The sequence below is a fragment of the Proteus sp. G4415 genome (assembly GCF_963896075.1).
In the GTDB taxonomy this organism is placed as follows: Bacteria; Pseudomonadota; Gammaproteobacteria; order Enterobacterales; family Enterobacteriaceae; genus Proteus; species Proteus mirabilis.
Genome location: NZ_CAWQOK010000157.1, coordinates 1 through 13,001 on the forward strand (window position 1 = coordinate 1; position 13,001 = coordinate 13,001).

Consider the following 13,001-nt stretch of genomic DNA (forward strand, 5'->3'; position numbering starts at 1 on the left):
TTAAGAGTGATTTCATTTATTCTAGATTGTGATGAGAAAAAGAATCATTTAGCATTTATTGGCAACTCTGTTATCCATTACAGGACGAATAACATGCTATTAAAAAAAATATTTTTAGTGTCTTTTTTATTCCCTACACTCTCTTACGCTAATACCTTACCAACATCAAATATAGATAATTCACTAACTCCCAACCATGATAATCTTGCCCGTTTTTCACTCGGTGACAATAGTCAAGCATCCGGCAGCGGTGCCACTGCTATAGGTATCAATAGCCAAGCCACCAATACTCGTTCGGTTGCTATTGGTTATGCTGCATTAGCCAATGAGGAAAATACGGTTTCATTTGGTAATAGTGAAGAGAAACAAACAGCACGACTCACCAATGTCAGTGAAGGTAAAAATAATACTGATGCAGTCAATCTGGCACAAACAAAAGCACTACTTAGTAAAAATAAAAGGTTAACTGATAGCCAAATAAATGTTTTTAGAAATCAAACTAATAATAACTTAAACACCATCAAAAAAACCATTCATGAGTTTGATGATTATTATCGAAGACGACAAGCATCAATTACCGATGCAATTGAAGCACTTGATAAAAAAGTTATTTCATTAGAAAAAAAAGTCTATGCAGGTATTGCTTCCTCAATTGCCATGACCAATATTCCTTATCTTACTCATCATACTTTTAGTGGTGGCATCGGTATTAGTAATTATCGTACTGGCATAGCACTTGCTGGAGGTATCCAATATCAGCCAAATAATGATATAGCATTTCGATTTAACTCATCAATTAATAGTGAACAAGAGCTTATTTTTGGCGGCGGATTAGCTTATGGCTGGTGATCTTATTAATTAACCTCACCTCTTAATAAGAAAGTTTTTTATTATTTAAGCAGTAGTATCCTTATTGCTGCTTAACAATATTTTTCTAAATAAAATAAATGCATAACACTTATTAAAAAGATAAGCTTATCTTCTGTTTTTATTCCCTTTTGTGATAGTGACATTTTTCCTATAATGACATAATTCTCCATGACTAAAAGAGACACAACATGAGTTATCCATTACGAAAAATGACCTTCGCTGATATCAAAGCAGTGACTTCATTACTACAAGAAAACTCACAGTCACAGCAAGGTGGATTATATGGTGATTATCCACACGATAAAGTTGAAGCTATGTACCAAAGTAGTACCAATGCCATAGTCGCAACTGACCAAGAACAGATTATAGCGGTTGTTTTCAGCTTTCCGGTCAGTTCTTTTTCTCTTCCACCTATTGCTCAAGAAATTAATCGACGTTTTCCTAGCCTTACATACAATAATTGGTTTTACGGTCCTGTATGTATTGATAAATCATACCGCGGAAAATCGCTATTAACCGAGCTTTACCAATATATTGGTGCGTTACAAGGTGGTCGCCCGATTGCATTTATTAATAGTGAAAACATCCGCTCGCTAAAAGCACATCAAAAATTAGGTATGAATATTGTTGAAAATTTTCAATTTCAAGGAAAAGCATGGTGGGTAATTAGTGGATAATGAAAACAAATGAAAGAAAAAGTACGCATATGTATTCTTCAATGAGTTACGATATAGAACAGTGATAATGAGTATTATTTATAACAAAAATCAATTTATATATAAAATCAATCAGTTATTAATATTTCATAAATTAACTCATAATTATTAACAATATTTGAATCCGACTTTTCTCTATCAAATTGCTTACAATTTGACACCATTCTGTGATCTCTCCTTCAATTCTAGATCTTTCGTTAACTTACTTTTTGATCTTACATAAAAGTATAAATAAGATAAATACCACCAATTCGAAAGCAAACGTAAAATAGGAGGAAGCAATGACTGTTTCCCGTAGAACTTTTATCAAAGGTCTTGCCGCCAGTGGGGCTGCAATCTCTGTTTCTACACCTGCTCTTGCTACTTCAGGTGACTTTACAGCAAGCAAACGCACTCGACCAGAAAATGCACCTAACTTATTAATTGTTTTTCCTGATGAAATGCGAGCCCATGCTCTACAGTTTATGGGGGAAGATCCATCGATTACACCAAATCTTAATAAATTTGCCAAACAAGCCAAAGTAATGACACAAATGGCATCAAATTACCCTCTATGCTCCCCTTTTCGAGGCATGTTTATGACAGGTCAGTACCCTGTGCGTAATGGTATCACAGGTAATGCCCATGATTACGGTGGAAAAGTAGGTATTGACTTGTCTCCTTACGCAAAATGCTGGTCTGACGTACTTAAATCCTTAGATTATAGCACTGGGTATATTGGCAAATGGCACCTTGATGCTCCCTATGAGCCTTTTATTGAAAGTTACAATAATCCAATGGAAGGTCGTTATTGGAATGAATGGGCTGCTCCAGATAGGCGTCATGGTTTTGATTTTTGGTATTCTTATGGTACTTATGACTTACACTTGAAACCGATGTATTGGGCAAACGATACACCTCGTGATAAACCGATTTATATCGATCAATGGGGGCCTGAACATGAAGCCGATATGGCAATCAAGTTCCTCAAAAATGAAAATAATCAATTTAGAGATAATTCAAAACCATTTGCATTAGTGGTTTCAATGAACCCACCTCACTCTCCTTATGATCAAGTACCGAAAAAATACCTCGATGCTTATCAAGGTAAGACATCAAAAGAGTTAAATACACGCCCTAATGTACAGTGGGACAGTGAATATCAAGAAGGTTATGGGCCTCAATATTTCAAAGAATATATGGCAATGGTCAACGGTGTTGATGAGCAATTTGGTCGCATTGTCGATGAATTAGAAAAACAGGGCCTTGCAGATAATACTCTCGTCGTTTTCTTCTCTGATCATGGCAGTTGCTTAGGATCAAATGGACAAGCAACAAAAAATAATCCGTATGAAGAATCGATGCGTGTCCCTATGATGTTTCGCTTACCGGGTAAAATCAAACCAGGTTTTGATGATGCATTAATGTCAGCACCTGATATTTACCCAACTATTTTAGGGTTACTTGGTTTATCAGAATGGATCCCTGATTCAGTAGAAGGCACAGATCTTGCAGATAGAGTCATCACAGGCAAAGGCGACACAGCAAACTCTCAGCTTTATCTTTTTATTCCTTATGGTGAACCTTCATTCGGTAAACGAGGTGTAAGAACAAAAACTCATACTTTGGTGATAGATAGGCAAGATGGGCAACCATTAAAATATACTTTATATGACAATGTGAACGATCCATATCAAATGAAAAATATTGCCAAAGATAATATGCCTTTAATTGATAAATTAATTAAAGAAGAATTAACCCCTTGGTTAGAAAAAACAGGAGATTCTTGGAGAGCGACTGAGTTTATTACAGCGACAACGAATAAATTAAATAAAAAAATATCAATATGTGAAGAAAAATAATAAAAACATCTGCGCCATAACCTTATGGCGCTATATATAAACCTAATTCGCTAATATAAAAATCCTTTTAATAAAATAAAAGGAAGACGTCCTACATCTAAAAATAGATATAAATAAAAGCGAATAAAGAATTGGATATAGACCATGAACAAACTTCGTATTGTGCTTTTCTTACCTCTTTTTGGCTTAGCTTTAACTTCTTTTCATTCTCACGCAGCAACAGTTAATGCGATGTTCTCGTGGGAATCTGCTGATTATGATACATCGAATAACTATTCTGGTTATCGTGTTGATTTTAATATTAATCCAGACAAATCGAACTGGTATTTTGACGTCGGTTTTCGTCAGCGTGAACATGACAATAAAAATCGTTATCAGCGTTATGATTTACAAGGTAGTTATCGTTTTAAATTAAATAATGGTTGGATACAACCAGGATTAAAAATACGTCAAGATTTAACTAACTATGATAATGGTAGCCGTTTAACTATCGACTTTTATGAATCAAAAACAAATTATCAATTTCCTATTAATAAAGACTGGGTTTTAACCGGTAGTGTTTTGTTTGGATTACAAAAAAAAGAGGACAAACGAAGTAATGGCGTCACTAATACGGATTATTTAGGTTGGGAAATTGAACCCGGTATTCGCTACTTTATCACCCCGAATCTCAATACAACAGTGGCTTATTTTGATGGTGGAAAACAAGCAATAAGACATGAAGAGTATGATACAAAAGAAACAAATCACAACCAGCAATTACGTATGTATGTAAACTGGACGACACCTATCGGTGTTATTATTTCTCCCTCAATGCGTAAGTCTATTTTTGGAAAAATAGAAGACAGAACAAATAAAGGTGAATATATCGATAAAGATATGACTCGTTATACCTTACAAATGGCTTACCAAATATCTCCTCAATGGCGTGTTATGACAGAATATTATAATGAGCGTGTTGAGAATAAAAATAACGGCAGCAAGTCAACTCAAGATTATTTTAAAGTATCAGTAAGAGCAACTTTCTAATAATTAAAACCATATAATAGTCATAAGGTTATATCTCATGAAAAATAAAAATTTGTTATTTTTAAGTGCTGCTGTCCTTTCAGCTATATATGGCTCAGCCGTAGCGGCTGATTGCGATAGTACTTTAACCATTTGTGAAACCGTAAACATTAATAATGGCGATACAGCGCAAATAAATAAAGATGTTAATGTATCACAAGGTGACGGTGTAGTATTTAATGGCTCATCAACAGAATATAAAGCTCAAGCAATTACAAAAAATATTACTGTTACTGGTAATGGAGCAAATGCAATTAAAATAAATCAGGGAGCTACTTTTAGTAGTAATATTAATTTAAATGGCGCTAACGTTACTAGTGAAAATGGTACAGCAATATTAGTTGAAGGTAACTTTCCTAAACGAGGAACAGGTGTTTATATTCGAGATGGCGCTATTATCAGAGGAAAAACCGCAGCGATTGATTTTAGCACTTTAAAAACAGGCTTTAGAAGTGATGTTAATGGCGAGATCCACGGTGATATTTTAGGGAATAATCATGTGGATACCAAAATCAATTTTGCTTATCAGGGAGGAGCACAAAATGCATTATTTGACGGCTATAAAATTACCGGTGTTCCTTTAATTGAAAACCATGGCAATTTAACTATCCAAGGTAAAGATAAAACCATTCAATGGGAAGGTAACTTCATGAATAAGGAAAATAGCCAGCTTATTTTCCGCCTTGATGATAATACCAATACTGATGAAACTATCTTACATGTTACCGGCGATGTCACCTTTAAAAAAGGTAGCCAAGCAAAACTTGATTTTAAAGGCACCAGTGTTGATAACATCATTAATAAAGATATTGTATTAATTGCTTCAGACTCGGCAATTAAAGATGAAGCGGGCATTACAGTGACTGATGCAAATGCCATAGCGCCAGATATTTCACCTTTATTAGAAAAAACAGATTCATGGTTAGAAACGACACCACCAAATATTAGCGGTGGTGTCAGTGGTAATCAATTAATTGCGCGTTATGGTATTAGCTACGAAGGGGGGGATAATTTTATTAGCGCTGCTGAACGTGGCAATGTCACAGAGAATGGATTAGCAGCAGCTAAATTTATTATTCCAACAGTATTAAATGAATTTAATAATACACGTAGCCAGATTTCAGATGAAGCATTAAGTTTATTAGTCGCCGCTGGTAATAATGATAATAATATTGCTGCACTATCAAATGATCTGGCGCCCATTGCTGACGGTAGTGATATTCAAGCAGGATTAATCATGGTTGAAGATATGCGCAACAATATTGCTCATCGCTACTTACGCTATGATAATCAGCTCCCCATTGAAGAAAGAGAAATAGGTTGGAATAGCTGGGCAAATATTCTGTACGGTTATGGTACGCAAAGTCAACAAGGTGGAATTAACGGCTACAATACTTATCGCACTGGTATTCAAATCGGTACTGATTATGAAATAAATCAAGATGCGCTAATTGGCGTTTCTTTAGCATATAACTACGCTAAAGCCGATGCTAAACAACGTAATGCAAGCAAAGAAATTAGCCATTTTGAATTTATGCCTTATGCCGGTTGGTATAGTGATACATTATTCTTAAACGGTAATTTAAATATTGGTTATTACACTGTCGATAGTGAGAGGGATATCGGTGGTAATACGGGATGGCAAGGAAATACCAAAGCAAAAGGTGACTACTCTGGTGTGCAATTAGGCTATCAGATTAACGCTGGCACCTATTTGGATTTTGATTTTATCCATATTAAACCGATGCTAACTTACCAATATCAATGGCTCAATATTGATTCTTGGGAAGAAACAGGCTCTACATTATCTATGCGTACTTATGGCCAACGCTACGCAGTTAATCAATTAGGTGGCTCTGTTGCTTTATGGAATGACTACCAAACCTCTTATGGCAAATTAACCCCTTCTCTTAACCTTCGTTATATCAAAGATATTGCAGGTAATAACGATATTAATCAACGCCACAGCCTTACCTATTTTAATACTGGAGGAAGCACCTTCGATATTAAAGGAAATACCGTTGGTGGTGACATCATTAGTGCTGAATTAGGTGCAAACCTTGATATTACCCAATCGTTAAATTTAGGTACAACAATGGGATATCAGCGTTATGACAAATTCAATGAAGGGCGTATCGGCTTTACTGTTAGCCAGCGTTTCTAAGGAGAAAATATAATGCCGATATTTCGTTTTACTGCGCTTGCAATGACATTGGGGTTATTATCAACCCCCTATCATGTTATTGCTGCCACCAGCAATCCTGCATTTGATCCCAATCATCTTATGCAATCAGAAATCTATCATTTTGCACAAAGTGATCCATTAGCTGATTTTTCATCAGATAAAAATTCAACACTAACTTTATCTGATAAACGTAGCATTATGGGAAACCAATCCCTTTTATGGCAATGGAAAGGTGGTAGTAGTTTTACTTTACATAAAAAGCTTATAGTTCCCACAGATAAAGAAGCCTCTAAAGCATGGGGACGCGCTTCTACACCTGTTTTATCATTTTGGCTTTACAACGAAAAACCTATTGATGGTTATCTCACTGTTGATTTAGGGGAAAAGCTCAATGCCACCAGCGAAGCCCAAGCTGGCTTTAAAGTAAAACTAAATTTCACTGGCTGGCGTGCTATTGGTATCTCTTTAAATAACGATCTTGAAAATCGCGAGATGACTTTAAATGCAACAAATACATCATCCGATGGTACTCAAGATAGTATTGGTCGCTCTTTAGGTGCAAATGTCGACAGCATTCGTTTTAAAGCCCCTTCTAATATCAGTCAGGGTGAAATCTATATCGACCGTATTATGTTTTCTATTGATGACGCCCGTTATCAATGGTCTGATTATCAAATAAAAACACGATTATCAGAGCCGGAAATTGAATTTCACACTGTACAACCTCAATTACCTGTAACACCAGAAAATTTAGCTGCGATAGATCTTATTCGCCAACGTCTTATCAATGAATTTGTTGGTGGTGAAAAAGAGACGAATCTTGCTTTAGAAGAGAATATCAGCAAGCTAAAAACGGATTTTGAGGCACTGAATATTCGCCCTCTTTCGGATGGAGGAATGCAAGGTCGACATCTTATCACCGATAAACAAACTATCATCTATCAGCCAGAACAGCTTAATTCTCAAGACAAGCAACTTTTTGATAATTACGTCATTCTTGGTAACTACACCACATTAATGTTTAATATTAGCCGTGCTTATGTGCTCGAAAAAGATCCAACACAAAAAGAACAGCTAAAACAGATGTACCTCTTGATGACCAAGCATCTATTAGATCAAGGATTTGTCAAAGGTAGTGCCCTAGTAACCACTCACCACTGGGGATATAGTTCACGTTGGTGGTATATCTCTACATTATTAATGGCTGATGCACTAAAAGAAGCTAATCTACAGACAGAAGTCTATGATTCTCTACTTTGGTATTCACGAGAATTTAAAAGTAGTTTTGATATGAAAGTTGGCGCAAATAGCTCTGATTTAGACTATTTTAATACCTTATCTCGTCAACATTTAGCGCTATTATTACTTGAACCCGATGATCAAAAACGTATTAACTTAGTCAATTCTTTTAGTCATTATATCACTGGTGCCTTAACTCAAGTACCACCGGGGAGTAAAGACGGTTTGCGTCCTGATGGTACGGCATGGCGACATGAAGGTAATTATCCCGGCTACTCTTTCCCAGCATTTAAAAATGCCTCACAGCTGATTTATTTATTACGAGAAACACCTTTTGCTGTAGGTGAAAGTGGCTGGAATAACCTAAAAAAGGCAATGATTTCAGCATGGATCTATAGTAATCCTGAAGTTGGCTTACCTTTAGCGGGAAGACACCCCTTTAACTCACCTTCCCTACAATCTATAGCACAAGGTTACTATTGGCTCGCGATGTCTGCCCAACCAGCGCCAGATAAACAGTTAGCATCTATTTATTTAGCAATTAGTGGTAAATCGCGAAATGAATCTCCCACTATTTTTGGTGAAGAGATAACGCCAGCGTCCCTTCCTCAAGGGTTCTATGCCTTTAACGGTGGTGCCTTTGGTATTCACCGTTGGCAAGACAAAATGGTGACATTAAAAGCCTATAATACCAATGTATGGTCATCTGAAATTTACAATAAAGATAACCGTTATGGCCGTTATCAAAGTCATGGTGTTGCTCAAATCGTTCGCAATGGCTCTCAACTTTCACAAGGCTATCAGCAAGAAGGCTGGGATTGGAATAGAATGCCTGGCGCCACAACCATTCATCTTCCGCTTAAAGAACTTGATAGCCCTAACCCACACACCTTGATGCAACGAGGTGAGCGAGGATTTAGCGGCACATCAGCCCTTGAAGGAAAATATGGCATGATGGCGTTTGATCTTCTTTATCCCGCTAATCTTGCGCGTTTTGATGCTAACTTTACCGCTAAAAAAACCGTCTTAGCGGCGGATAACCATTTAATTTTTGTCGGTAGCAATATTAATAGCAGCGATAAAGATCACCCTGTGGAAACAACGTTATTCCAACATGCTATTACGCCTGAGTTAAACACTATTTGGATTAATGGCCAAAAAATAGAAGGTTTTCCTTATCAAACTACGCTAAAACAAGGAGATTGGATAATCGATAGTAATGGTAACGGTTATTTAATTACTCAAGCAGAAAAAGTGAATGTCAGCCGCCAACACCAGACTTCGGCTGAAAATAAAAATCGTCAACCCACGCAAGGAAATTTTAGCTCCGCATGGATCGACCACGGTATTCAACCCAAAGATCATAGTTATGAGTACATGGTTTTCTTAGATGCAACACCGGAAAAAATGGCGCAATTAGCCGAGAAATTCCGTGCTAACAATGGGTTATACCAAGTTATTCGTAAAGATAAAGATGTACATATTATTTACGATAAACTCAGTCAAATAACAGGTTATGCATTTTATCAACCAGCAGTCATTGACGATAAATGGATCAAAAAAGTCGATAAGCCGTCCATTGTTATGACACATCAGGAAGGAAATATACTGACGGTGAGTGCTGTAACACCTGATTTAAATATGACTCGCCAAAAAGCGGCAACCCCCGTCACCATTAATGTGACAGTGAAAGGGAAATGGCAACCCACAGCTCAAGACAGTGAGGTAAAATATAACGTTTCTGGGGATAATACCGAACTTATTTTCACCAGTTACTTTGGCATTCCACAAGAAATTAAACTCTCTCCTCTCTCTTGATTAAACCTTTAAAGGAGCGCATTCGCGTTCCTTTTTTATTTTGCAGGAAATCTGATTATGCTAATAAAAAATTCTTTAGCTTATGCGATTACACTAAGTTTCTGCTTATCCTTACCCGCACAAGCATTACCTTCTCTTTCTCATGAACCTTTTGGCGATCTTTATCTTTTTGAAGATGAAATGCCAAATACCTTGAGCACCTCAAATGACCATCAGCTATCACTAAGTAAAGAGCATGCTAAAGATGGCGTACAGTCACTCAAATGGCAGTATCAACCCCAATCAACATTAACACTTAATAATGAAGTTAATTATCAAGATGATAAAAATACAGCAACACCACTCACTTTTATGATGTGGATTTACAATGAAAAACCACAGTCAACGCCCCTTACATTACAATTTAAACAAAATAATCAAGTAGCATTAAGTTTTAACACGGAACTGAATTTCACGGGTTGGCGAGGTATTGCAGTTCCTTTTCGTGATATGAAAGGCTCAGCAACAGGCAAATTAGATAAATTAGTCATTACTGCACCAGATCAAGCAGGTACGCTTTTTTTTGATCAAATAATTATGAGCGTACCTTTAGATAATCGTTGGCCTATTCCTGACTATCAAATTCCATATGTTAATAATGCAGTAAATACAATGGTGAGTAAAAATTGGAGTGCATTATTGATGTACGATCAAATGTTCACAGCGCATTATCCTACATTAAATTTTGCGACTGAGTTTCGCGATGATCAGCCTGAAGTGGCATCTATTTATCAACGTTTTGAATACTATCAAGGTGTCAGTCGTGATAAAAAAATCACCGCTGAAATGATCGACAAAAATTTAGCATTATGGAAAAAATTAGCCTTAGAACAACATGCTGATGGCTCAATAACCGCAAAAGCCCTTGATCATCCTAATCGCCAGAATTTTATCAAAGTCGAGGGGGTCTTTAGTGAAGAAACCCAAAAAGCATTACTTGATGCCAACATGCTAAGAGATGTAGGCAAAACGCTTCTTCAAACAGCGATTTACTTGCGTAGTCACTCCTTATCAGCAATCGATAGAAAAAAATTAGAAACGCTCTATTTATTAGGCACTCGTTACGTTCTTGAACAAGGTTTCACACGGGGGAGTGGTTACCAAATTATTACTCACGTAGGTTATCAAACAAGAGAGCTTTTTGATGCATGGTTTATTGGTCGCCATATTCTAGCAAAACATAATCTGTTAGCACCGACACAACAAGCCATGATGTGGTATAACGCAACAGGGCGCATATTTGAAAAAGATAATGAAATCGTTGATGCAAATGTCGATATTCTCAATACCCAATTACAGTGGATGATAAAAAGTTTATTGATGTTGCCAGATTATCAACAGCGCCAACAAGCCTTAGCACAATTGCAAAGTTGGCTAAACAAAACCATTCTTAGTTCTAAAGGTGTCGCTGGTGGCTTTAAATCTGATGGCTCTATTTTTCACCATTCACAACATTATCCAGCTTATGCCAAAGATGCATTTGGTGGCTTAGCGCCTAGTGTTTATGCCTTAAGTCATTCCCCTTTTCGTCTTTCATCACCAGCACATGCACGCTTAAAAGATGTATTATTAAAAATGCGTATCTATACCAAAGAAACACAAATTCCTCTGGTATTAAGTGGCAGACATCCTACGGGGTTACATAAAATAAGTATTGATCCCTTCAAATGGATGGCTCTTGCAGGTACGCCCGATGGTAAACAAGAGCTAGATACTACATTAGCAGCCGCTTATGCAAAATTAGCAAACAAAGATAGCTTTGAAGGTATTAAAGCAGAAAATGAACCGGTAGGTGCATGGGCAATGAATTATGCTTCAATGGCAATCCAGCGTAGAGCATCAATAACAGCGCCACAGCAAAGCTGGCTTGCTATCGCTCGTGGTTTTAGTCGTTATTTAGTGGGTAATGAAAGTTATGAGAATAACAACCGTTATGGTCGTTACTTGCAATATGGGCAACTTGAAATTATTCCTGCGGATTTAACTAAATCTGGTTTTAGTCATGCAGGTTGGGATTGGAATCGATATCCAGGAACGACTACGATCCACCTTCCTTATGATGAACTAGAAGCAAAACTAAGCCAATTGCCAAGTGCAGGCATAGAAGAAATGTTGCTTTCAACACAACGTTATTCTGGTGCCAATACACTAAATAATAACAGTATGTTTGCCATGAAATTACATGGTCACAGTAAATATCAACAACAAAGTCTAAGAGCGAATAAATCCTATTTCTTATTTGATAATAGAGTGATCGCATTAGGCTCTGGTATTGAAAATAATGATAAACAACATACAACAGAAACGACACTGTTCCAGTTTGCTGTTCCTAAGTTACAATCAATTATAATTAATGGTAAAAAAGTGAACCAACTCGGTACTCAATTAACCTTAAATAATGCCGATACATTAATTGATCCGGCGGGTAACTTGTATAAATTAGCTAAAGGGCAAACGGTAGAATTTAGTTATCAAAAACAATACTCTGTTGATGACAGAAATTCACAGCAAACAGAACAATTGTTTGCAACAGCCGTTATCTCTCACGGTAAAGCCCCTAAAAATGCAAATTATGAATATGCAATAGCCATAGAAGCACAAGATAATAAAGCGCCTGAATACACCGTATTGCAGCATAATAATCAACTTCATGCAGTAAAAGATAAAATCACGCAAGAAGAGGGATATGCTTTTTTTAATGCCACCGAAGTCAATTCATCTCAAGCTTTATTATTATCAAGTGATTCCCCCACTATGGTAATGGTAAAAAAACAAAAACAACAATTAACGCTAAGTATTGTTAATCCTGATTTAAATTTATATCAGGGTATTGAAGCTGACCAAATTGATAATAAGGGTAACCAGGTTGAAGTGAGTGTTTATTCTCGCCAATGGCTTACAGCCGATCCTCAACCAATAAGTAGTACAGTTACTGTAAAAGGGATTTGGAAATTAGCCACACCACAATTAGGTGTTAATATTAGATATCAAAATAGTAATACGCTAATTACAACAACGACTATACAAGCAATACCAATAACAGTTTATTTAATTAAGTAAAAGTCGTAACTTTTAAATTAAAGAGTCTCGATATAAAACATCGAGACTCTTTTTATTTATAAATCAATTTAGCGAATCAATTATTTTATTTAAATAATAATAAATCATATCTTCATTTATTATTGATAATAAATCTGTTGTCTCATTTTAATAATTTGTTATGCT

At 36.3% G+C, this 13,001-nt stretch carries 7 protein-coding genes; all 7 read left to right on the forward strand.

Going from position 1 to position 13,001, the window contains the following annotated elements:
• Positions 1 to 93: 93 nt before the first annotated feature.
• The 7 genes from aipA to AACU95_RS17190 all read left to right on the forward strand — a co-directional run bounded on the left by aipA (position 94) and on the right by AACU95_RS17190 (position 12,836).
• Positions 94 to 849 carry a trimeric autotransporter adhesin AipA gene (aipA, locus tag AACU95_RS17160; RefSeq protein ID WP_110144337.1) on the forward strand — a complete coding sequence of 252 codons (756 nt, stop codon included), beginning with the start codon at positions 94 to 96 and terminating at the stop codon, positions 847 to 849.
• 209 nt (positions 850 to 1,058) lie between these two features.
• Complete coding sequence (locus AACU95_RS17165; RefSeq protein WP_004250320.1) at positions 1,059 to 1,547, forward strand: GNAT family N-acetyltransferase; 489 nt, start codon at positions 1,059 to 1,061, stop codon at positions 1,545 to 1,547.
• A gap of 320 nt (positions 1,548 to 1,867) precedes the next feature.
• Positions 1,868 to 3,427 carry a sulfatase-like hydrolase/transferase gene (locus tag AACU95_RS17170; protein WP_004244191.1) on the forward strand — a complete coding sequence of 520 codons (1,560 nt, stop codon included), beginning with the start codon at positions 1,868 to 1,870 and terminating at the stop codon, positions 3,425 to 3,427.
• A 144-nt stretch (positions 3,428 to 3,571) separates the two neighbouring features.
• Positions 3,572 to 4,456 (forward strand): OmpG porin family protein, encoded by an 885-nt coding sequence (locus AACU95_RS17175; protein WP_004244192.1) that lies wholly within the window; start codon positions 3,572 to 3,574, stop codon positions 4,454 to 4,456.
• A 37-nt stretch (positions 4,457 to 4,493) separates the two neighbouring features.
• A complete protein-coding gene (locus tag AACU95_RS17180) occupies positions 4,494 to 6,659 on the forward strand; it encodes an autotransporter family protein (RefSeq protein ID WP_017627910.1) in 2,166 nt (721 codons plus the stop codon).
• A 12-nt stretch (positions 6,660 to 6,671) separates the two neighbouring features.
• Positions 6,672 to 9,737, forward strand: coding sequence for a chondroitinase family polysaccharide lyase (locus tag AACU95_RS17185; RefSeq protein ID WP_012368258.1), 3,066 nt, complete (start codon positions 6,672 to 6,674; stop codon positions 9,735 to 9,737).
• A gap of 57 nt (positions 9,738 to 9,794) precedes the next feature.
• Positions 9,795 to 12,836: a chondroitinase family polysaccharide lyase gene (locus AACU95_RS17190; RefSeq protein WP_036918856.1), complete on the forward strand. Its 3,042-nt coding sequence runs from the start codon at positions 9,795 to 9,797 to the stop codon at positions 12,834 to 12,836.
• The last annotated feature ends 165 nt before the right edge of the window (positions 12,837 to 13,001 follow it).